Source organism: Rhizobium sp. Pop5, from assembly GCF_024721175.1.
GTDB lineage: Bacteria > Pseudomonadota > Alphaproteobacteria > Rhizobiales > Rhizobiaceae > Rhizobium.
In genome coordinates, this window is record NZ_CP099399.1 from 3,901,251 (window position 1) to 3,924,675 (window position 23,425).

At 61.4% G+C, this 23,425-nt stretch carries 16 protein-coding genes; 2 read left to right on the forward strand and 14 right to left on the reverse strand.

Annotation, left to right across the window (positions count from 1 at the left end):
• Positions 1-5: 5 nt before the first annotated feature.
• Positions 6-8,525 (reverse strand): GH36-type glycosyl hydrolase domain-containing protein, encoded by an 8,520-nt coding sequence (locus NE852_RS21330; protein ID WP_258156066.1) that lies wholly within the window; start codon positions 8,523-8,525, stop codon positions 6-8.
• Between the two features lie 181 nt (positions 8,526-8,706).
• On the opposite strand from NE852_RS21330, the gene NE852_RS21335 reads away from it, so the two are divergent.
• Positions 8,707-8,919 carry a hypothetical protein gene (locus NE852_RS21335; RefSeq protein WP_128623555.1) on the forward strand — a complete coding sequence of 71 codons (213 nt, stop codon included), beginning with the start codon at positions 8,707-8,709 and terminating at the stop codon, positions 8,917-8,919.
• A gap of 166 nt (positions 8,920-9,085) precedes the next feature.
• Here the strand turns inward: NE852_RS21335 and NE852_RS21340 are convergent, their stop codons facing one another.
• From NE852_RS21340 to NE852_RS21390, 11 genes are all read right to left on the reverse strand, one after another.
• Positions 9,086-9,250 carry a hypothetical protein gene (locus tag NE852_RS21340; protein WP_008528553.1) on the reverse strand — a complete coding sequence of 55 codons (165 nt, stop codon included), beginning with the start codon at positions 9,248-9,250 and terminating at the stop codon, positions 9,086-9,088.
• A gap of 123 nt (positions 9,251-9,373) precedes the next feature.
• Entirely contained in the window at positions 9,374-9,562 is a 189-nt protein-coding gene (locus tag NE852_RS21345; protein ID WP_008528554.1) for a hypothetical protein, read from the reverse strand.
• A 162-nt stretch (positions 9,563-9,724) separates the two neighbouring features.
• Entirely contained in the window at positions 9,725-10,474 is a 750-nt protein-coding gene (locus tag NE852_RS21350) for an ABC transporter ATP-binding protein (RefSeq protein WP_008528555.1), read from the reverse strand.
• Positions 10,471-11,304 carry an ABC transporter ATP-binding protein gene (locus NE852_RS21355; RefSeq protein ID WP_008528557.1) on the reverse strand — a complete coding sequence of 278 codons (834 nt, stop codon included), beginning with the start codon at positions 11,302-11,304 and terminating at the stop codon, positions 10,471-10,473. Before NE852_RS21355 ends, NE852_RS21350 begins: the two co-directional genes overlap by 4 nt.
• Entirely contained in the window at positions 11,301-12,236 is a 936-nt protein-coding gene (locus NE852_RS21360; RefSeq protein WP_008528558.1) for an ABC transporter permease, read from the reverse strand. The genes NE852_RS21355 and NE852_RS21360 overlap by 4 nt, the downstream gene beginning before the upstream one ends.
• The gene (locus tag NE852_RS21365) at positions 12,233-13,300 is read right to left on the reverse strand and encodes an ABC transporter permease (RefSeq protein WP_008528560.1); all 1,068 of its coding nucleotides are present in this window, start codon (positions 13,298-13,300) and stop codon (positions 12,233-12,235) included. The genes NE852_RS21360 and NE852_RS21365 overlap by 4 nt, the downstream gene beginning before the upstream one ends.
• A gap of 22 nt (positions 13,301-13,322) precedes the next feature.
• Positions 13,323-14,963 (reverse strand): ABC transporter substrate-binding protein, encoded by a 1,641-nt coding sequence (locus NE852_RS21370; RefSeq protein WP_037171938.1) that lies wholly within the window; start codon positions 14,961-14,963, stop codon positions 13,323-13,325.
• Between the two features lie 101 nt (positions 14,964-15,064).
• Positions 15,065-16,123, reverse strand: coding sequence for a dipeptidase (locus tag NE852_RS21375; protein WP_008528562.1), 1,059 nt, complete (start codon positions 16,121-16,123; stop codon positions 15,065-15,067).
• A 167-nt stretch (positions 16,124-16,290) separates the two neighbouring features.
• The gene (locus NE852_RS21380) at positions 16,291-17,316 is read right to left on the reverse strand and encodes an ABC transporter permease (RefSeq protein ID WP_008528563.1); all 1,026 of its coding nucleotides are present in this window, start codon (positions 17,314-17,316) and stop codon (positions 16,291-16,293) included.
• A 34-nt stretch (positions 17,317-17,350) separates the two neighbouring features.
• On the reverse strand, positions 17,351-18,892 hold the full coding sequence (locus tag NE852_RS21385; protein ID WP_008528564.1) for a sugar ABC transporter ATP-binding protein: 1,542 nt from the start codon (positions 18,890-18,892) through the stop codon (positions 17,351-17,353).
• Positions 18,893-18,959: 67 nt separating this feature from the next.
• Positions 18,960-19,889 (reverse strand): sugar ABC transporter substrate-binding protein, encoded by a 930-nt coding sequence (locus tag NE852_RS21390; RefSeq protein WP_008528565.1) that lies wholly within the window; start codon positions 19,887-19,889, stop codon positions 18,960-18,962.
• A 375-nt stretch (positions 19,890-20,264) separates the two neighbouring features.
• Between NE852_RS21390 and NE852_RS21395 the strand changes: the two genes are divergently transcribed.
• On the forward strand, positions 20,265-20,762 hold the full coding sequence (locus NE852_RS21395; RefSeq protein ID WP_008528566.1) for a DUF1993 family protein: 498 nt from the start codon (positions 20,265-20,267) through the stop codon (positions 20,760-20,762).
• 6 nt (positions 20,763-20,768) lie between these two features.
• Here the strand turns inward: NE852_RS21395 and NE852_RS21400 are convergent, their stop codons facing one another.
• On the reverse strand, positions 20,769-22,313 hold the full coding sequence (locus tag NE852_RS21400; protein ID WP_008528567.1) for an alkaline phosphatase family protein: 1,545 nt from the start codon (positions 22,311-22,313) through the stop codon (positions 20,769-20,771).
• On the reverse strand, positions 22,291-23,274 hold the full coding sequence (gene galE / locus NE852_RS21405; RefSeq protein WP_258156067.1) for a UDP-glucose 4-epimerase GalE: 984 nt from the start codon (positions 23,272-23,274) through the stop codon (positions 22,291-22,293). The genes NE852_RS21400 and galE overlap by 23 nt, the downstream gene beginning before the upstream one ends.
• Between the last annotated feature and the right edge of the window lie 151 nt (positions 23,275-23,425).

A 23,425-nucleotide genomic window follows, 5' to 3' on the forward strand; every position in this document is an offset into this window, starting at 1 on the left:
CGCTGTTATCCGAGCGGATATCCCTCTTCGGGATCGGTGACTTCGCTGCCGTTGATCGACAAAGTGTAGCCGCTGGCATTGGACGCTTTTGAGACCGAAATGCGGTATTTACCGCCGCCCTGCTCCACCTCTGCCGCAAATCCGTCCCATTCGGAAGGAAGCGACGGCTGCACGTAAAGCCGGCCTGCCTTCAGGCGGATACCGAGAATGCCTTCGACGGCGGCGCGGTAAAGCCAACCGGCGGAGCCGGTGTACCAGGTCCAGCCGCCGCGCGACGTATAGGGATCATGCCCGTAGACGTCGGCCGCCACGACATAGGGTTCGACGCGGTATTGCTCCGCCGAAACCTTGTCGAGCGCATGGGTGATCGGGTTGAGGATCTGGAAGCAGCGGAAGGCGTCGTCACCGCGCTTCAGCTCCGCCAGCGCCATCACCACCCAGGTCGAGGCATGGGTATATTGCCCACCGTTCTCGCGCACACCCGGCGGATAGGCCTTGATATAGCCGGGGTCCCTGGCGGAATTGACGAAGGGCGGGGTGAACAGCCGGATGATGCGGGCATCCTCGTCGACCAGCTGATCGAGCACGGCATCCATCGCCTTGACCGCCCGGGTGGGATCACCTTCGCCGGACAGTACGCTCCAGGACTGCGCGATCGAATCGATCCGGCATTCCGGGCTTTCCTTGGAGCCGAGCAGCGTCCCGTCGTCGAACGTGCCGCGGCGATAGTAGCTGCCATCCCAGGCCGCAGTTTCGAGCGCCTTTTTCAATTCGCCGAGATGCGCCGACCAGCGCTCCGCGCGCGCCGTGTCGCCGCGCTCTTCGGCATAAGGAATGAAGGAGCGCAATGCGCCGGCCAGGAACCAGCCGAGCCAGACGCTGGTGCCACGCCCGCCGATGCCGACACGGTTCATGCCGTCGTTCCAGTCGCCTCCGAGGAAGAGCGGCAGGCCGTTCTTCCCCTTGCGGGCAATGGCGAGATCGAGTGCCAGCGCCGCGTGTTCGTAGACGCTCGCCTTATCCTCGGAAATCTCCGGCTTGTAGAAAGAATCGTGCTGGCCTTCGAGAAGGGCCGGGCCTTCCAGGAAGGCAAGCTCCTCGTCGAGCACGCTCTTGTCGCCGGTGACGCTGCAATAGTGATGAATTGCATAGCTCAGCCAGACGACGTCGTCCGAGATCATCGTGCGGACGCCCGCACCCGTTCCCGGCAGCCACCAATGCTGCACGTCGCCCTCGCGGAATTGGCGCGAGGCGGCATTCAGAATCTGCCGGCGGGCGATCGAAGGCTCGTGCAGCACGAAGGCCAGCGTATCCTGCAGCTGGTCGCGGAAGCCGAAGGCACCGCTTGCCTGATAGAATGCGGTACGGGCCATGATGCGGCAGCCAAGGCTCTGATAGGGCAGCCAGGTGTTGACGAGATTGTTCATCCCGCGGTCCGGCGTCGAAATCTGAAGCCTGCCGGTGAAGTCCTGCCAGAAGGCGCGGTTCGCCTCGACGGCATCGTCGAACGAAGCACCGCGTATATCGGCGATGACGGCGCGCGCTTCCTCTTCCGTTCGGGTATCGCCAAGGAAGAAGGTGAAGTCGCGCTCCTCGCCGGCAGCGAGCTCGATGTCGATCGCCAGAGCCGCGGCCGGATCGCCGTCCAGTTCCGTCGAGCCCGAGAGGACGGCCGAAGAGATAACGGCCTGCGGCGCATGGATCGTCCCCGCCTTGCCGATGAATTCGCGCCGGCTTGCCGAGAAGCTCGAAAGCGTCTCGCTCGCCGCGAAGAAGGCGGTGCGGTTGGAATAGTCGATGCTGTAGGGATTAGTGGCAAACAGCGCCCCCGTCTCCTCGTCATGCTTCGACAGGATGAAGGATGCCGTGCGTCCCGGATTGTTGCCGAGGATCCATTCGACATAACCGTAGAGGCGCAGCCTGCGGCCGGTCGAGCCGGTGTTGCGCAGGCGCAGGCGCTGCAGCTTCACCGGCTTCTCGCGGGCGATCGTCTGCGTCAGTTCCAGTGCGATATCGTTCTGGACACTGGAGAAGACGGAATAGCCGAGCCCGTGGCGGGCTTCGAAACGGATGTCCGGCCGGCGGGAAAGTGCCGCGAACGGCGTCATCGCGGCGCTGCTGTCGAGATCGGCGAGATAGAACGCTTCACCCGAACGGTTGACCACTGCGTCGTTCGACCAGGAGGTCAGCTGGTAGTCGCGCGAGTTGGCGCTCCAGGTAAAGCCAGCACCTTCCGCCGACACATGGAAGCCGAACTTGTCGTTGGCGATGACGTTGATCCAGGGCTGCGGCGTTGCATGGCCGCCGGGCAGGCGCACGACATATTCGCGCCCGTCGCGGGCAAAGCCGCCGATGCCGTTCCAGAAATCGAGATCGCCTTCCTCCTCGATGACGACGGCGGGCACGACGGGCGGCGGCACCGGCGCGACGCGCTTGACGGGGACCTTGTTGCGCTCGGCCCGTTCCATCTCCTGCAACTCCTCCTTGGAGGGTGCAAAGAGCGCAACGGCGCGGTTGATCTGGTCCACCACCTTGCCGTTCTTCGCATGCAGGGTGACGCGGGAAGCCGCGATCAGCGCGTGATAGGTGGCTTCCTCCATCAGGTCCTTGCGGACAGCGAAGATATGCTGGCGCAGGCCGTCGGCCTGGCCCATGCGGCGCACGTTTTCGCACATGGCGTCGAGCGCGTGCTGCATGTCCTGCGCATAGGAAGAGGCGCGTTCGTTCATGATGACGAGATCGGCGGTGACGCCGCGTGAGCGCAGATATTCCTGCGCCAGCAGTGCCTCGCGGGCGATCTCGAGATCCATGTCGTCGTTGATGCGCAGCGTGAAGATCGGGAAGTCGCCGGAGATCGCCAGGGGCCATAGCGCCGATTGCGACTGCAGCCCGGCCTCGACGGTCACCTGATCGCTGCGCAGCTGCATGTCGGGGTAGACGAGGTAACGACCGAGATGCTGGAAGGCGGCCGCCTGCTGCGAGGTGACGCCGACGTGGCGCATCTGCACCTGCGTGCGCGTCCAAGCCTGGACGAGCTCGTGGTTGAAGGCGTCGGGATGACGATAGCGGTTGACCGCCTTGTCGACCTCGTCGCGGGTCGGCGCCGCGATCGTCCAGAAGAACACGCTGACCTTCTTGCCGGCCGGCACACGCACGGTGCGACGCAGCGACATGACGGGATCGAGCACGAAACCGTCGCTGCCGGAAAGTGTTGCGCCCGGATCGAAAGCGGCGGCATCGGCAAGGCTGCGGCCGCGGCCGATGAACTTGCGACGGTCGGTCTCGAATTCGGTGTGGCGGGTGTCGCCGGCATTGTCGACGATCAGATGCGCGATGCTGATATTCGGCTCGTTCGGATCACGCTTGTTGCGTTCCGCCCGGATCACATCGCCACGCTTGCCGATCTCGGTCTTGACGAACATCCGGGCGAATGCCGGATGCGCGTTGTCGGTGTCATCAGAGGTGATGACAGGTTCGAGGTAGGAGGTGACTTCGATGAAGCGATCTTCCGTGCCCATGTTGAGCAGGGTGACGCGGCGGGCCTCGGCATCATGCTCGGTCGCGATGATGCACTCCACCTCGCTCGTGAGGTCCCCGACTGTCTTGGTGAACTGCGCCTTCTCGTCGGCGAATTCGACCTTGATCTTTTCGCCTTCGACACCCTTCGGCTCATAAGTCGTCGACCACCATTCATTGGTGGCGGTATCGCGCAGGAAGATGAAGCTGCCCCAACGGTCTTCCGTCGGATCGGCTTTCCAGCGGGAAACGGAAAGGCCGTTCCAGCGGGAATAGCCGGCGCCTGTCGCCGTCAACATCAGCGAATAGTGGCCGTTCGACAGGAATACGAGTTCGCGGTCGCGTGACGCCGGATCGCTGATCTTGCGAAGCTCCGGTCGCAGCAGATCGTCCTGAATGCTGGCGGGCGTATCTGATTCATGCTTGCCGCTCATGACGGGAATGTCGCGCGGCGCCTTTTCCTGCAGCAGCAGCTCGGCCGCCTCGATGACCGGATCGGAGTGGAAGAGCTCGCGCAGATGGCCGTTGAAGGCGACGTTGGCGACGGCTGCAATCGACATGCCGTGATGGTGGGCATAATAATTGTAGACCACCGCGCATTTCTTGCCTTCCGGCACGCGCGTCGGCGTGAAGTCGACGGCGTCGTGGAAGCCGAATTTGCCGAGCGCGCCGACCTTGCGCAGCCTCTGCAGGTTTTCGAGCGCACCCGGCGGGTCGTACTGGCTGGCCAGCAGCGATGCATAGGGTGCAATGACGGCATTGTGGCCGAGGCCACGCTTCAGGCCCAGCGTCGGTACGCCGAAATTCGTGTATTGATAGTTGAGGTTATGGTCGCGGGCATTGAAGGCCGCTTCCGAAATGCCCCACGGGATGCCGAGCTTGCGGGCGTAGTTCATCTGCTCGATGACGACCAGATTGTTGGTCTGGTTGAGGATACCCCCACCGCGCTCCTGCATGACGAGCGGCGGCATCAGATATTCGAACATCGAGCCGGACCACGAAACCAGCGCACCGCGCGATCCCACAGGCACGACCTGGCGGCCGAGGCGATACCAGTGCTCCGTCGGCAAGTCGCCCTTGGCGATGCCGAAGAGGCTGGTCAGGCGGCATTCCGATGCGAGAAGATCGTAGCAGGCTTGGTCGAGTTCGCCGCTTTCGACGCGATAGCCGATCGACAGCAGGCGTCGCTCCGGCCGGAACAGGAAGCCGAAATCCATCGAAAAGGCGAGATCGCGGGCCTTGTCGCGCAATGCCACCAGGCGCGGGCGAAGCGCGTCGATGTTGGAAAGGTCGAAGGTGCTGTCTGATATATGCGCCTCGCAGACCTTCACCAGCGATGCCGCCCACAGCGTCACCTCTTCGCTCTGCTTCGACTTGACCTCATGGTCCAGATTGGCCGCGAGCTTCTCGATGTCGCGCGCGAGAACGGCGAGGTTGATGATCCGGATCGAGGCGAATTCGTGCTCGCGCTTGACCGCGGCAAGCGCATTCTGGAAACCGACGATTCGCTCTTCAAGCCGGCGGCGCAGCGGACGCACGGTCTTGCGGTCGTCAGGCAGGTCCGCCAGCACTTCACCGAGAATGCCGGCCGTGTCGCCGACGCCGTCGAGATTGCCCTGCATATGGGCAGACGGCGCCTCGGCCCAGTTGCGGCAGGCCGACGAAATGGCGATCAGGTGACCGGCGAGATTGCCGCTGTCGACGGCCGAGACATAACGCGGCCCAAGCGTCTGCAGCGTATCGGTGTGATACCAGTTAAAGAGATGGCCGCGGAACTTCTCCATTCTGTCGATCGTCGCGATCGTCTGTTCCAGACGCTCGAGCGTCTCTTCGAAGGAGAACCAGCCGAAATGCCGGCCGGAGACGACGGAAAGCAGATAGACGCCGATATTGGTCGGCGAAGTGCGCGCCGCAACGATGACATGCGGCGTTTCCTGGATATTGTCCGGCGGCAGGTAGTTCTGCTCCGCCGTCGTGAAGGTCTCGAAATAACGCCAGGTGCGCCGGGCGATCTTGCGCAGCTCGCTCGACACGGAATCGGCCACTTCCAGCCGGTCCTCGGTCTCCGCCGACTGGCTGACATACCAGGCGACGACAGGCGACAGGATCCACAGCAACGCGAAGGGAATGCCGACGAAGAAGGCGCTGCCGCCGGGAAGGGCTGCGAAACCGAGCGCCAGCAGCGCCAGCACCGGCGCATGCCACATCGCCTTGTAATAAGAGATCAGCGTTCCCTGGCGGCCGGCTTGAACGCTGGCGGCGGTGCGCCATTGCAGCATCAGCTTGCGGCTGACCAACAGGCGGTAGAGCGAACGGCCGATCGCATCCGCCATCATGCAGGCAGAGTCGGCGATGAAAACGATGCGTAGCGCGACCTGCGCATTGGCAGCCGTAATATCGGACCAGACCGTATAGAGATGGGCACGGGCGACGATATCGCTGGTGCGCGGGATGATGCCGTTGATGAGCGACAGCGTCGGCGCGACGAAAAGGCAGAAGATCAGGAGAATCTGCCAGATGAGCGCGCCGAGCGGACCCATGAAATACCAGCCGAGAACCGAGGCGAAGAACCAGGCGATCGGCGTCAGCGAACGGCGCAGATTGTCGAACATCTTCCAGCGGCCGAGCGCGGTCACGCCGTATTTCGGATTGAACATATAAGGCAGAAGCTGCCAGTCGCCGCGCGCCCAGCGATGCTGGCGCGAGGTTTCCACCTCGTAGCGGATCGGGAAATCCTCAACCAGCTCGAGGTCGGTGACGAGCGCGCAGCGCGCCATCGAGCCTTCGAGAAGATCGTGGCTGAGAACCGAGTTCTCCTCAATCCGGCCCTTCAGCGACGCTTCGAATGCATCGACATGATAGAGGCCCTTGCCGGTGAAGGTGCCCTCGCCGGCGAGATCCTGATAGACGTCGGACACGGTGAAGACGTAAGGATCGAGGCCGCGGTTGATCGAAAAGACGCGCTGGAAGACCGAGGCATCCTTGCCCGTCGTCAGCGATGGGGTGACGCGCGGCTGCAAGACGCCGTAGCCGCTTTCGACGCGGCCGGTTTTCGGATTGATAACCGGGCGATTGATAGGATGATAGAGCTTGCCGACGAGCTTGGTGACGGCGTCACGCATCAGGCGCGTATCGGCGTCGAGCGTCATGACATATTGCACGTTGGCCGGCACGGCGTTGGCGCCCGGCAGATAGGTCGTGTCGCGATCGCCGCGGAGCAGCATGTTCAGCTCGTGCAGCTTGCCGCGCTTGCGCTCCCAGCCCATCCAAACGCCTTCAGAGGGATTGTAGAGGCGGCGGCGATGCAGCAGGTAGAAGCGCGTCTTGCCGTCATAGGCATAGCGGGCGGAAAGATTGGCGATTTCGCGCCGGGCATAGTCGAGAACTTCGAGGTCGGCGGGCGTTTCCTCGGCATCGCTGTCCGGCCAATCGCTGAGCAATGCGAAGTAGATTTCGCCGCGCGGATTGGCGAGATAGTGAACCTCGAGATTGCGTACCTGGTCGTCGACGCTGTCGCGGTTCGAGATCAGGCAGGGCACGACGAGCAGTGTGCGCGCATCCTCCGGAATGCCTTCCTTGAACTCGTAACCGACGAGGCGGGCCGGCGTCACGAAGAAGGACAGCACGGTGTTGAAGAGACCTGTTGCGCCTTCCGAGGCCGGCAGCGAGAACATGATCAGCAGTACGGCGATTTCGATCGGGCCCATGCCGGCATTCGCCATGAACTTGCCGACGATCGCCATGGCGAGGATCGTCAGCAGCATGACGGGCACGGCGATCGACAGCCAGTTGAACCGGCGCACGGCGCGCACGAAATGCTGGGTGATCGTCGGGCGATAGCTCGCCCGCGCCTCGAGCTTCGGCCGTTGCGCGCCGGACAGGAATCCGCCCACGTTCGGTTCATGCGGCTGCGGCTCGCCCGAGGCCTTGGCGGCGTCGGTCATGTCGAGCGCCAGCTGAGCAATTTCCATTTCCGTCAGCGGCGAACGCTTGGCGAGCTTTTCGATCTGCTTGCGGTATTTGTTGCGCGAGCCGGAATCGAGAATGCCGTAGTCCGAATGCTCCCAGAGCAGCTTGTCGACATGGCTCACCTGCTCGACCCAGACCGACCATTCGGTATCGTCGATCTCGCGAAGGCTGCGGATGATGTTGCCCATCGTCACGTTGCCGGAAGAGAGGCGGCTGTGTTCGGCCGTCGTCGCCTCTTCCGTATTGCGGCCGAGTTCCTCCAGCCGCTCGTCGAGCCAAGTGATCGCCAGGCTCGAGGTCTGCGAGCCGTCGCGCAGGCGATAGAGGAATTGCGTCGAGAATGTATTGTCCTCGGCAAGCGGCTCCAGCGTCTTCAGATAGGCGGCGGCTTTCGCCGGATCGGACAGACGCACCAGCTCGTCGGCCGCCTCGTTGGCGCGGCGGCGCAGGCGGCGGCTGGCTTCGACGCGGCTCGAAATGCGGCGAAGGTTCTCCACGAGCACGTAGCGCACGAGCGAGGGCAACGCCCAGAGTTCGCCGATCCTGAGCGTCTCGTTGGCCTGAAAGCCGTCGACCAGCGCCGTCAGGCTCTCCTGCGAGATCGTGCTGTGGGTGTGGGCGACGTAGAGCCAGGCAAGAACGAGAGTGCGCGGCACCTCGACGCCGCCGACGGGCATGGTCGGCAATTCGCGGTAGAAGCGGCGGGGAAAGTCGCGCCGCACCTCCTGGATCGCCTCTTCGACGATATAGTGATTGTCGAGCAGCCATTCCGCCGCCGGCGTGATGGTCTCGCCGGCTTCGACGTCCGTCGCCGTGGTGCGGTAGACGCGCAGGATTTCCTTCTCGTTTTCCTTGTGACGCGCGAAGAAGTCGAACGAGGTGAAGGCCGGCAGCTTATCGACGCCGTTGCGGGCGACCGCATCGCCCATCGCCTTGATGTCCTCGATGGAAAGGTATGTCGAGCGGATCGAATCGTTGTGATCGATCTGCTTCATCTCGGGTTCGCGTGGAAGGCTCGGAGAAAGATTGGCAATGGACATGGGTTCGGTTCTGGATCCAAACAAAGTTATGGCTGTTTTGCTCAGCCTTTTGCACTGCTTATCATGACTGCTACATGAACGGGGCTTGATTCTTCAAAGATCGATGAAGCAGGAGTGAACGGAGCTCCGCAAGCAATGCAAAAGGGTTAAGCCCCCGGTTCAGGGCACGGCCAGACGGGTGATGGAGATCATCGATATCCTCTCCGCGAAAGCCGTGTCGAAACTTGGACACCATCGCGACAATTCAAGTCAAGAGGCAGGAAACCGTAGCCCGGCAGGCAGGCCGGAGCGCGGAGATGAAGAAATAGCGAAGGCAACGACGCGGAAGCACGCCGTACGAGCAGACGTCGATACGGCGCGCTTTAAATGGCGTGAAAAAGATAAAGAAGAATGATGACCGGGATCGGGATGCCGATCAACCATAATAGAATGCCTCTCATGACCATTCTCCTTTGGCTGACTGATGTCAGGAGAATGCAGAGACAAATGAGATGTTCCGGAATTCAAAAAGCGGAAAACGCCACAGGCCCGGCGCCTACCGACTTTTATCGCCCGCCGGATTAACCGACGACGCCGCAAACCATGGCGACGACGAACAGGAATGCTGCCGTGAAGATTGCTCCATGCAGCACCGTCTGAAGCCTGTTCCGTGAGGAGAGCGGCTTCTTGTTCGATACGGAACCATAGTGGTTCACGTGAGTATGCGAAATACCCAGTTCTGCCATATGTTGCCTCCGTTGTTTCCTGCGGCCGGTTGTGCGGCTCACGTTATAATTATTTTCTCTATCAAGTAGGTAGAGATAAATTTCCGTCCAGAGCGAACGAAAGAGAAAATTCAACCAGCCCTTTTAGCAGAGCGTGCGCCATGCCCAGATCAACGAGCGTTCGACGACACTCTCGTTCTGGGGCGGATTAGCAGCGGTGTCGATCAGCCTGCGGTCCTTTTCCGCGGGAAGGGATACTGAAGCCTGTTCCCTGCGCTCGGCTTTGACAGGAGGATCGAGGTAACCCATGGTCATCCCACCGAGAAAGAACATGCCTCAACCTCCATCGATCACGAAAGCTAACAATCGTTAACAGGATCATGACAGAACCGGGGCAACTGTCAATAGTCTAGTTGAATGGTCGTCTTTTAGGGAAGCATTATCCTTAATTCTGGCGCCGTCCTTTTCTTTTCAATGGCTTGAAAAGATTGCCTTTCAGGCTTTGACGAAACCCTTGCTGGCGATCATCAAATTTCTCGTATAATCCTGCTGCACCGCGCCTTTCGCCAGCTCTTCCGAGCTCAGCCGCTCGACGACGGCGCCGTTGCGCATCACCGCGAGCCGCTCGCACATATGGGTGATGACGCCGAGATCGTGACTCACCATCACGAAGGTGAGTTTGCGGTCGCGCCGGATCTGTTCGAGCAGGTTCAACACTTCCGCCTGCACCGAGGCGTCGAGCGCCGATGTCGGCTCATCGAGCAGCAGGATCGACGGTTCGACGATCAACGCCCTTGCGATCGCCACGCGCTGCCGCTGGCCGCCGGACAGCTGGTGCGGATAACGAAAACGGAAACCATTGCCGAGGCCGACTTCGTCAAGGGCGCGCGCGATGCGCCTTTCGCCGTCGCCAATGCCATGAATGGCAAGCGGTTCGAGCAGAAGCCGGTCGATTGTCTGACGCGGATGCAGGGAGCCATAGGGGTCCTGGAAGACCATTTGCACGCAGCGATAGAAAGCTTTGCTGCGCTTCGTACCTTTCAGCGCTTCGCCCTCGATATGGATCGTTCCGCCGCTCACCGGCGCAAGTCCGGCAACGGCGCGCAGCAAGGTCGACTTGCCCGAGCCGGACTCGCCGACCAGACCAAAGGATTCGCCGCTTTCGACGGCAATGTCGACATCCTTCAGCGCGTGAAACTGATCGTAGACGACACTCAGTCTATCGATTGCGAGAGCTGCGTTCATGCCGCCCACTCCGGCCTGCGGTCGAGCACCGGCAGCGGGTGGCGGCTTACGCCGACCTCGGGCATGCAGTTCAGCAACCCTTTCGTATAGGGATGCTGCGCCTGTTTGAGATCGGCGGCCGCAAGCTCTTCGACGATCTTTCCGGCATACATGACGATGACACGGTCACAGAAGGAGGAGACCAGCCTCAGATCGTGAGAGACGAAGATCAGCCCCATGCCGCGCTCGGAGACCAGCCTGTCCATGATCCTCAGGACATCAAGCTGCACGGTCACGTCGAGCGCCGAGGTCGGCTCGTCGGCAATCAGCAGTTCGGGTCCGGCAACCAGCATCATGGCGATCATGGCGCGCTGCCCCATACCGCCCGAGACCTCATGCGGATGCAGGTCGAAGACTCGCTTCGGGTCGCGGATCTGCACGGCTTCGAGCATGGCGAGCGCCCGATCGCGCGCCTCCGCCTTGCCGATCTTCTCATGCGTACGTAGCGTTTCGCAGATCTGCCGTCCGATCGTCATGACCGGGTCGAGCGAATATTTCGGATCCTGCAGGATCATGGCGATGCGCTTGCCGCGCAGGCTGCGCCTTTGCCCGGCCGAAGCCTTGAGGAGATCGATACCGCTGAAATCGAGCCTGTCGGCCGTGACGATGCCGTGTTTCGGCGTCAGCCCCATGATGGCCCGGCCGGTCTGCGACTTGCCGGAACCGGATTCGCCGACGATGCCGAGCCTTTCCTTGCCGAGTGTGAAGGAAACGCCGCGCACCGCCTCGATCACGCCGGTGCGCGTGGGGTAGCTGACCTTGAGTTTGTCGACCGTCAGAAGTGTCGTCATTGGCCGCTCTCTTTCGGGTCGAGCGCGTCGCGCAGGCCGTCGCCGAGCAGATTGAAGCCGAGGCTGACGATGAGGATGGCGATGCCGGGCATGGCCGCAACCCACCATTGATCGAGGATAAAACGCCGGCCCGACGCGATCATCGCGCCCCATTCCGGCAGCGGCGGCTGCGCGCCGAGGCCAAGGAAGCCGAGGCCGGCCGCCGTCAGGATAATGCCCGCCATGTCGAGTGTCACGCGCACGATCAGCGAGGAAATGCAGAGCGGCATGACGTGGCGCACGATGATGCGCAGCGGCGAGGCGCCCATCAGCTTCACCGCCGAGATGTAGTCGGAACGCCGGACCGTCAGCGTCTCGGCGCGCGCGATGCGCGCATAGGGCGGCCAGGAGGTGATGGCGATGGCGATGATCGCGTTCTGGATGCCCGGTCCCAGTGCGGCGACGAAGGCAAGCGCCAGCACCAGCTTCGGAAAAGCGAGGAAAATATCGGTGATACGCATCAGCGTCGCATCCACCCAGCCGCCGGCATAACCCGAGACCGTGCCGACGATCAGCCCGATCGGCGCAGAGATGATGGCGACAAGCCCGACGACGAGCAGCGTCAGCCGCGACCCATAGACCAGCCGCGAATAGATATCGCGGCCCTGGTCATCCGTCCCGAGCAGGTAGCCCGCCGTTCCGGGCGGCAGCAGGCGCGCATTGCGCAGATCGCCGACGACGGGATCGTGCGTGGCGATGAGACCGGCGAAAGCCGCGACCAGAAACAGCGCTACGATGACCAGCAGGCCGACGACGGCGAGCCTGTTTGCCGTGAACTGCCGCCAGGTGACGTAGGCGCGGCCGAGGCGGGCCTGCATGCGCGATTGCGGCCGATCGGAAAGCAGCCATTCACGGCGGCTCATCGCAGGAGATGGGCTGGCAGGGACCGTCATCGGTTTCGCGTCCTCGGGTCGAGCGTCCGGTAAAGAAGATCGGACAGTAGGTTGATGCCGATGAAAACCGTGCCGATGACGATCGTGCCGCCGAGCACGGCGTTCATATCGGCATTCTGCAGCGAATTGGTGATGTAGAGCCCGATGCCCGGCCAGGAAAACACGGTCTCGGTGAGGACCGAGCCTTCGAGCAGGCCGGCATAGGAAAGCGCGATGACGGTGACGAGCGGCACGGCCGCATTGCGCAACGCGTGACCCCAGATCACCCGCGTTTCCGAAAGCCCCTTGGCGCGAGCGGCGACGATATATTCCTGCGAAAGCTCGTTCAGCATGAAGCTGCGCGTCATCCGGCTGATATAGGCAAGCGAGAAATAGCCGAGCAGGGATGCCGGCAGGATGATGTGGCGGAAGACGTCGTAAAAGACATCCCATTGCCCCTGCCAGGCGCTGTCGAGCAGATAGAAGCCTGTTATCGGCGTGAACGTATATTCGAAAACGATGTCGATGCGGCCCGGGAAGGCCACCCAGCGCAGTTGCGCATAGAAAATGACGAGCGAGATCAACGCCAGCCAGAAGATCGGTACCGAATAACCGATGAGGCCGACGACGCGCACGATTTGGTCGGCGATGCTGCCGCGGCGCACCGCGGCAAGAACGCCGAGCGGCACGCCGACGAGAGCGCCAATCAGCGTTCCGAGTGTCGCAAGCTCGACGGTTGCCGGGAATGCACGGCGGATATCGACCATGACAGGATTGGTCGTCAGCACCGAATTGCCGAAATCGCCCGACAGGATGCCTTTGATATAGATATAAAACTGCTGATAGAGCGGCAGGTCGAAGCCCATCTCGCGTCGTACGCGCTCGACGACATGCGCTGGCGCGCGATCGCCGAGAATGGCGAGCACGGGATCGATCGGCACGACACGGCCGATGAAGAAGGTAACGGCCAACAGGCCGAAATAGGTCGTGACGGCGGCAAACACGAACCGCCCCAGCGCCTTTGCGAAGGCGCCGGCACGGCCCTTTCGGGGCCGCGCCTCCTGTGTTGTTTCCAGGGAACTCAAGCCGTTCGATCCTGCCGGATTATTACTTGGCGATCGGACCGACGAAATTGGTATCGAAGCTCGGACCCAGCTTGAAGTCCGTTACGTTCTTGCGGTAGCCGGCCACCTCGGTCTGCTGGAAGATGAAGACGAAGGGGCTGTTTGCCAGATATTTCTTCTGGATATCCTGATACATGGCGGCGCGCTTGCCGGCGTCACGTTCCAGAAGCGCGGCCTTGGCTTGCTTGTCGAGATCAGGCGCCTCCCACGTATTGCGCCATGCGAGCGTCTTCACCGTGCCTGCATCGGAATTGTCCGGATTGCCGGTGAAGGTATCGGCGTTGGAATTCGGGTCGAAATAGTCCGAGCCCCACTGGCCGATATACATGTCATGGGTGCGGGCGCGGTACTTGGTCAGCGTCTGCTTGCCGTCGCCCGGAATGATTTCCATCTTCACGCCGGCCTGCGCCAGCGTCTGCTGCATGGATTCGGCGATACCCGTCACCGGCTGCGTGTTGCGCACATCCATCGTGATCGAGAAACCGTTGGGCACGCCCGCCTTGGCGAGCAGTTCCTTGGCCTTGGCGACGTCGAGCTTATAGGGATTTTCGTCGAGCGCGCCGAGCTGGCCCTTCGGCAGGAAGGTCTGGTGGATTTCGCCGATCCCCTTGATCAGGGTCGCACCGATCGCATCGTAGTCGACCAGGTACTTGAAGGCTTCCTGGACCTCGGGCTTCTTCAGGTTCTCGTTCTTGTTGTTCAAGCTGACGTAGTAGATCGTGCCCTTGGGCGCGCTTGTCGTCGCCAGATCGGCATTCTTGGAAATGGCGTCGATGTCGCCTGGCTCCAGGTTGCGGGCGATGTCGATATCGCCGGCTTCGAGCGCCAGTCGCTGCGCCGAGCTTTCTTTCATGTAGCGGTAGATCACGCGGTTGAGCTTCGGCTTGTCGCCGTAATAATTGTCGTTGCGCTCCAGCACGACGACTTCGTTGGCCCGCCATTCGCGCAGCTTGAAGGCGCCGGAGCCGGCATAGCCGGTCTTCAGCCATTCATTGCCGAAATCATTGTCGTATTTATGCTCAGCATCCGGCGTCACCGCCTTCACGTGGTCCAGCACCAGCTTCTTGTCGACGACGGAAGCGACCGTCGCCGTCAGGCAGTTCAGCACGAAGCTCGGCGCATAGGGCTTATCAACAGTGAAGACAAAGGTGTTGGCATCGGTCGCCTTGGCCTTTTCCGTGACATTGTCGCCGGTCAGGCCGAACTGGGTCAGGATGAAAGCCGGGCTCTTGTCGAGCTTGACAGCGCGCTCGAACGACCAGGCGACGTCTTCGGCGGTGATCGGGTTTCCGGAGGCGAATTTCATCCCTGATTTCAGCTTGAACGTATAGGTCAGGCCGTCATCGGAAACGGTCCAGCTGTCGGCGAGATCGCCCTTCACCTTTGATGTATCGTTGATGTCGAGGCGAACGAGAAGGCTGTAGCTGTTGGATGTGACCTCGGCGGTCGAAAGCTCGAAAGCCTCGCCCGGGTCCATCGTGATGATATCGTCGATGGCAAAGCCCTCGACCAGCGTATCCTTGGGTGTCTCGGCGAAGGCGCAGGGCGCCGCCATCATCAGGAGCGAAAGTGCTGCTCCAGCGGAAAGCAGGCGGAAATTATGGCTGAGCTTGGCGATCATCATGGTCTGTTCCCTTTTTTGATTTGATTGCGAAAGCGTTTGGTCGGGTCATGCCCTTATAACTATTGTGCATTCTTCGGGTGTCCAGTGGGAGACGCGGCGCTTTAGGCTCGCCCCTCCCGCCAGGCTTGTGCCAGAATACGAAGCCAATTTTCACGGGCAAGTTTCGTGAGGTCGGCTTCACCATAACCAGCCTCCCTGAGAGCGGCAATCAGCCTCTGATTGCCGGCCGCATCACCGATTTCCTCAGGAATTGTGGCGCCGTCGAAGTCCGAACCGAGGGCGACGCAGTCGATTCCGATGCGGTTCACGAGATAGTCGATATGGCGGATCATGTCTGCAAGCGGCGTGTCGCTGTCCGAGCGGCCGTCGGCGCGCAGCATGGCGGTTGCATAATTGATGCCGACGAGCCCGCGGCTTTCGCGGATCGCATCGAGCTGCTTGTCCGTCAGGTTGCGCGCGACCGGGGTCAGCGCATGGGCGTTGGAGTGGCTTGCGACCAGCGGCTGGTCCGTCGTCTTCGCCACATCCCAGAACCCCTTCTCGGTGATATGGGCAAGATCGATCAGGATGCCGAGGCGATTGCACTCCCTCACCAGCGCGAAACCGGCATCGGTAAGACCGGGTGCGGTATCCGGCGACATCGGGAAGGCGAAGGGCACGCCGTAGCCGAAGACATTGTGCCGGCTCCAGACCGGCCCGAGCGAGCGAAGCCCCGCCGCGTAGAACACCTCGAGCGCCGAAAGGTCGGCGCCGATCGCCTCGCAACCTTCCATATGCATGACGGCGGCGAAAATGTCGTCCGCCATGGCGCTGCGGATATCCTTGACCGTCCGGCAGAGCCGCCAGGCGCCCGCCTGGTCGAGCCGCAGCGCGATCGCCGCCATTTCATTGGCGACGGCAAGTGAAGGCAGCGGATCGAGTGGTGCTGCCATCGGCGTCACGTAGCGGCCTTCCGCATCCGGGTCGGCGAAAACGAGATCGCCGGAAGGAATGTAGATGGCGCAGAGGCCGCCCGAGAGACCGCCTTCCCTCGCCCGGTGCGCATCGATATGGCCGACCGTCGTGCCGTCTTTGAATTCAGCGATCGGATCGCTGCCGTCCCTTGCATGTGTCCAGAGTCGAAGGAGAACGTCGTTGTGACCGTCGAATACGAATTGCATCTGTCTTCCTGCGCTGCCCGAGGCGGGCGTATGACGTGGCAGAATAGAAAAGCTGACGGGATTCGCCATACCTTTTTTAAAAATTTATCGTCGACTTCAAGAGCTTCGCTGCAAATCGAAACGGGGGCCGAAGCCCCCGCGAAATGATCGGCTCGCACTGCCTGAGATCAGTGCTTGCGGCGCTTCTTCTGCCTGTAGACGTCGATGACCACGGCCGCGACGATGATGACGCCCTTCACGATTTCCTGGTAGTAGGCGTCGATTCTGAGGAAGGTGAAGCCCGACGTCATGACACCGAGGATGATGGTGCCGATGACCGTGCCGGTGATGCGCCCGACGCCGCCGGTAAGCGACGTGCCGCCGATGACCGTCGCCGCGATCGCATCGAGTTCATATCCGACGCCCATGCTGGCTTGCGCGGTTTCCGCGCGCGCCGCCGTGACGATGCCGGCAAGACCGGCCAGCAATCCGGCTATTACATAGACCTTGACGAGATGCGCCTCGATATTGATGCCGGACACGCGCGCGGCTTGAGGGTTCGCGCCGATCGCATAGGTGAACTTGCCATAGCGTGTGTAGCGCAGCGCGATATGGAAAATCAGCGCGACAACCAGGAAGACCACAACAGGCCATGCCTTAGTTCCGATGAAATGGAACTGTTCGGTGATGCCCGAAACCGGCTGACCCTTTGTATACCACTTTGCAATGCCTCTCGCGGAGACGAACATGCCGAGCGTCGCGATGAACGGCGGGATCTTCGTATAGGCGATGAGCGAGCCGTTTATGAGGCCGGCGACCGACCCGATCAGCAGGCCGATCATGATCGGCACAAGGGCCGGCAGATCGGTCAGCGAGGGAAAAACGGCACGGCCCCAGGTAGAGGACTGGGCAAAGCTCGTCGCAATCATCGCCGTCATGCCGACGACCGAGCCGGACGAAAGATCGATGCCGCCTGTTATGATGACCTGTGTCACGCCGACGGCGATGATGCCGATGACGGAGACCTGCAGGATCATGATCGTCAGGCGCTGCGAATTCAGAAGGAAGCTCTGGCCGATGAACAGCCAGCCGAGCACCTCATAGATGAGCGCGATCCCGACCAGCACGAGGAAGATGCTGAGCTCCGGCGGCATGCGCCGCCGTCTCGGCCGGGTTGCGAGCGGAGCCGTGCCCTCTGCTGCCTTGGTACTCATGTCAAACCTCCCTTGGGTGATCGCAGGCGGCGCATCACTGCGCAGCCAGCTCCATCACCTTGATCTGCGTTGCTTCGTCGCGATTGAGGAAACCGGTCACACGCCCCTCATGCATGACCATGATGCGGTCGCTCATGCCGAGCACCTCTGGCATTTCGGACGAGATCATGATGATCGCCACGCCGTTTCGCGCCATTTCGGTGACCAGCCGGTGAATTTCCGCTTTCGCGCCGACATCGATGCCGCGTGTCGGCTCGTCGAGGATCAGGATCTTCGGATGGGTGAGCAGCCAGCGCCCGATCAAGACCTTCTGCTGATTGCCGCCCGAAAGATTTTCCACGCGCTCGTAAAGGTTCGGCGTTTTCACGCGTAGCCTCTTCGCCATGTCTTCGCAGGTCGCCTCGATCGCGCCCTGCTGAACGAAGCCGCCCTTGACATATCTGTCCTGCAGCACGGCGATCTGCATGTTTTCGAGAATATCGAGGATCAGAAGGCAGCCTGTGTCTTTCCGGTCCTCGGTCAAGAAGGCCATCTGATGGCGGATGGCCTCGGTCGGCGAGGTGATCGTCACCGGCTTGCCAAAGAGTTCGACCGCGCCGGAGCTTGCCGGCGTCACCCCGAAAAGCGTTTCGGCGACATTCGAACGCCCGGAGCCGACGAGGCCGGCCACGCCGAGAATCTCGCCGGCCCTCACATCGAAGGAAACGTCGCGGAAGACTCCTTTGAGGCAGAGATCCTTGACCGAAAGGACAACCTCGCCGATCGGCACCTCTTCTTTCGGAAACATCTGGGTGATCTCGCGCCCGACCATCATGCGGATGATGTCGTCGCGGGTGACCTCGGTCGAAGCATGCGTGCCGATATAGCGGCCATCGCGGAAGACGGAGAACTCGTCGGCGATCTCGAAGAGCTCGTTCATCTTGTGAGTGATGTAAACGATGCCGATGCCCTGGGATCTGAGATCGCGGATGATGCGGAAAAGATGTTCGACCTCGCGCTCCGTCAGCGCCGATGTCGGCTCGTCCATGATGAGGACGTCGGAATTGTAGGAAACCGCCTTGGCAATTTCGACCATCTGCCGGTTGGCGACCGAGAGGTGGCGAACCTCGATATCGGGATCGATCGCGATATTGAGCCGGGCAAACAGTTCCTCGGTCATGCGATGCATCACGCCGTGATCGACGAAACCGAAGCGGTTCTTGGGTTCGCGGCGAATCCATATATTTTCCGCGACCGTCATGAACGGCATCAGGTTCAGCTCCTGATGGATCATGGCAATGCCGTTCTCCAGCGCATCGAGCGGAGATTTCAGCCGGACCTCGACACCCTTCAGGCGGATATCGCCCTTGTCGGGTGTGTAGATGCCGGCGAGGATCTTCATCAGCGTCGATTTGCCGGCGCCGTTTTCGCCCATCAGCGCATGCACGGAGGCGCGCTTCAGCCGGAACTGCACGTCGTCAAGCGCGACGACGCCTGGAAATTCCTTGCGAACGCCTTCGGCGCTCAACAGATATTCCGCATTCGGAACTGCCCCGCTCGCGCGCACGGCGGCCATGGTTGTCGGGCTGACGGCCATATCATCTCCTCCGGATACGGACAGGCGAAAAGGATGCGGGCAAAGCCCGCATCCCTGGCGCTTCGCCTCAGTTCTTCGTGACGAAGTCCTTGACGTTGGTAGGCGTGACGAGCTGGAAGGGAATATAGACCTTCTTCTCGGTCTTTTCGCCCTTGGCGATCTTCAGCGCCGTGTCGAGCGCGCCCTTGCCCTGGCCGGCGGCGTCCTGGAAGACGGTGACGTCGAGGTCACCCGCCTGCATGGCGGCAAGCGCGTCCTGCGTTGCGTCGACGCCGCCAATGACGACCTTGGTCATGTCCTTGCCGGCAGCCTTCAGTGCCTGGATGGCACCGATCGCCATTTCGTCATTGTTGGAGATCACGGCGTCGAATTCGATGCCGCTGGAGAGCCAGTTGGTCATCAGGTCGGCGCCCTGGGTACGATCCCAGTTGGCGGTCTGCTCTTCGACGATCTGCAGGCCCTTGCATTCATCCGTCTTGATGACGTCATGAACGTCCTGGGTGCGCATGCGCGCGGCCTGGTTGGAAAGCTCGCCCATGATGACGACGGCCTTGCCCTTGCCGCCGAGAATACGGCAGATTTCCTTGGTTTCCAGCGTGCCGGATTCCTGCTCGTTGGAAGCAACGAAGGCCTGCTTTTCCGGCAGCGTGTCGACGTTGACCGGCTGGCGGTTGACGTAAACCAGCGGGATCCCGGCGTCAGCGGCGAGCTTCGACATCGCCGTGGTCGCATCGGTATCGACAGGATTGACGATGATCGCATCGACCTTGGAGGCGATGAAATTCTGGATCTGGCTCTGCTGCTTGGAAACGTCGTTCTGCGCGTCTTCGACCTGCAGCGTGACGCCATTCAGCGTCTTTGCATAATCGGTCATGCCGTTGCGAAGAACGGTCAGGAAGTTGTCGTCGAACTTCGCCATCGAGACGCCAACCGTTTCTGCATGAGCCGCTGCCGACATGACGAGCGCCATCGCAGTGCCCAGGATAAACTTTTTCATTTCACTTCCTCCACAAAGCGGTGCCCGGCTGCACCCTCCTCACGCCGGAGCTCCAGGCAATTTGCCCTGAAGCCGCAACCCTGCATGCGCCACCTCTCCCGCGGCACTCCGCAAAACGGAACAAACAAACCGTAAAATTTGATCCGCGGAATATTCATTCCATTTTCTAGGAACGGCGTCAAGCCTCTTTAGCGGCGGCGTCGCGAGGAAGATGCGAGCGCAAATGCTGCTTTGCGGCCAGCGCGCGGATCTTCCGCATTGTGAAAGGCGAAGGGAGGTTCCATCTATGGGAGGGCCGAAGGCAGGCTCATGGCCGCGGTCGCCTTCGCCCTCTCACCGCGGCCGGATCATTTGAAGATTTTGGAGACAGGACAGATGTCCATTTCGATGTATCGCCTTACCGTTCCAATGTTCCAGCGCGGCTTTGCCAGCCTGAAAACCTATCTCGACAAGGCCGAAGCCTATGCTAGGGAAAAGAACTTCGATCCCGTCATATTGCTCTCCTCCCGCCTTGCGCCTGATATGCTGTCGCTTTCCGGCCAGTATCAGCGCGCCAGCGACAGCTCCAAATTTGCGCTCGCCCGCCTGACCGCGACCGAAGCCCCAAAATTCGAGGACAACGAGAAGACTTTCGATGAACTGCGCGAGCGCCTGGCAAAGACCGAAGCCTATCTCGCCGGCTTCTCCGCTGAGGCGCTGGAAGGCACGGAAAGCCGCCAGATCACCATGCCGGGCAAGAGCGGCATTGTGCTGCCGGGCGACGAATATGTCGCCACCTTCGCCCTGCCGAACTTTTATTTCCATGTCGCAACGGCCCATGCCATCCTGCGCAACCAGGGTGTGCCGATCGGCAAGCGCGATTATCTCGGCTAAAACAGGCTAGGGCCGGCGCGTCGCCGGCCCTTTTTCCGTCAGCTCGGTATAGGCGAGCGTCTGGTCCAGATGCCGGGCTCTCAGCGAAAGCAGCTTTTCGGCATAATCGAGCCGTATCGCCGCAAAGTTCGGATCCGCGGCGACATTGTCGAGCTCCATCGGATCGTCGCGGAGATTGAAGAGCAGCGGCGGCAGCGCGGTAAAATGCACATATTTGAACTGCGCGTCGCGGATCACCGCGAGATTGCATTCATTGGACCTCAGCCCGAAATGCCGCTCCGCCTCACCGCCCGCGATATCGCGGAAATCGAATTCCCAGAAGGCCGCATCCCGCCAGCCCTCTGCCCGCCCGGCCTTGACGAACGGCATCAGCGACCGGCCGTCGAGCCCGTTCTTCGCTTCGATGCCGAGCCTTTGGCACAGGGTGGGAAAAATGTCCGCAGCGCTGGTGAAATCGTCGACGACCCCACCCTGAGCACCGCTTGCGGGATCGCGAATGACAAGCGGAATATGGTAACTGCCGTCGAAGAAGCCGCCCTTGCCGAGCGTCCAGTGGTCGCCCATCATCTCGGCATGGTCGGAGGTGAAGATAACAAGCGTATTTTCCCAGGCGCCCGCGTCTTTCAGGGCCTGCCAGATGCGGCCGAGCTGCGCATCGACCTCCGATATCATGCCGTAATAGATCGCCCGGATTGCCGCGAAATCCTCCGCGCTCCAACCGCTGAACGGCCCCGTCGCACCATAGACGAAGTTGCCCCTGTCGGAGCGCGGCATGGCATAGGCAAGATAAGGGTGACTGTTCTCTTCCGTTTGACCGCTTGCCGCACGCGCAAAAGCCGGTCCGTCACCGGCCTCGAACATCCGGTTGAACGGCTCCGGCACGGAAAACGGCGGATGCGGACGCAGAAAAGAGACATGGGCGAACCACGGCCTGTCCTGCTCGCCCAGCCAGCGGATGAACTCGCCGGCCAGGAAGGCCGTCTGCGTCTCGTCGCGCGAATAGGCCGGCGCCGCATCGGAAATTTCTCCCGGCGCCACACCGACGGGAATGTGTATGTCGCGGCTAACGGCATTCGCGTGGCCGCGGGACCTTAGCCAGGAGAGCCACTGTCTCTCATGCTCCGGCAGAAGCTGGCGGGCCGTAAAACCCGGCAGCACGCCTTCATAGGTCGTCAGATGCGGATCCTTGGCATCCATGCCGCGCGGATCGGGCGCCGTATCGGTATAGCCGAACAGTGTCGAATCGTATCCCGCCCGCCGCGCCGCGAGCGCCAGATTGTCGAAACGCGCGTCGAGCGGCGAACCGTTGCGGCAGACGCGATGGTTCATCTGATAGAGGCCGGTATAAAGCGTCGCCCGCGCTGGCGAGCAGGGTGCTGCCCCGGCATAATGGCGCCGGAAGAGCGTGCCTTCCCGCGCCAGTGCATCGACAGCAGGCGTTTTCACGCAAGGGTGACCGACGGCCGACAGGCAATCGCCGCGCCACTGGTCCGCCGTGATCAGCAGAATATTCGGCCGGCGGCTCTTCTCAATGCTGGTTGGATTTTGCATGCCAGTTCCAAGCGGAGCGGATGATCTCCGACAGATCATATTGCGGTACCCAGCCGAGCACGTCGCGCGCCTTGTCGTTATTGGCGACCAGCGTGTGCGAATCGCCTTCACGCCGGCCGATATATTCGACCGGGAAAGGCCGGTTCGATACGTCCTCGATCGCGCCGAGCAATTCCTTGACGGTCGTGCCCGTGCCCGTGCCGAGGTTGAGCGCGACGGATTCTCCGCCCTTCAGCAGATATTCGACCGCGCGCACATGCGCATCGGCAAGATCCAGCACATGAATATAGTCGCGCACGCAGGTGCCGTCGCGCGTCTCGTAATCGCTGCCGAACACCTTGAAACCCTGACGGCGGCCGAGCGCGGCATCGATCGCCAGGGGTATCGCATGCGTCTCCGGCTGGTGCCATTCGCCGATCCGGCCCTCGAAATCGGCACCGGCCGCATTGAAATAACGCAGCACCACCGACCGCAGACTTCTATATTGGTCGTAATCGGCAAGCGCCTGCTCGACGATATATTTCGTCCGCCCGTAGGGATTGATCGGCACCTGCCGGTGCGTCTCGTCGAGCGGTACGCTCTGCGGCAGACCGTAGGTCGCACAGGTCGAGGAGAAGACGAAGGCGTTGATATCAGCCGCCTGCGCCGCCGAAAGCAGCGTCAGGGTACCGATCACATTGTTCTCGTAGAAGGAGACCGGATCCTTGACCGATTCGCCGACCTCGATCAGCGCCGCGAAATGCAGGATCGCTGCCGGCTTGTGCTTGGCGAGCACCTCATCCAGCCGGGCGCGGTCGCGGATATCGCCCTCTTCGGCCGGTCCCCACTTGACGAATTCGCGATGGCCGTTCGAAAAATTGTCGAAAACGACAGGCTTATAGCCCTTGTTCGCCAGGTCGAGGCACGTATGCGAGCCGATATAGCCGGCGCCGCCGACCACAAGAACCGTTTCACCTGCCATGCACCACCCTTGTTTTTCAATGAGAGATAGGCGGAACCTAGACGAGATACACGTCAATAAAAAGAAAGAATTACAATCGGCGTGACCGGACAATACGTCGATTGCCGGAGGTGCTTTCAGTTCATGCATATTATTCGCGTGATTTGCATGA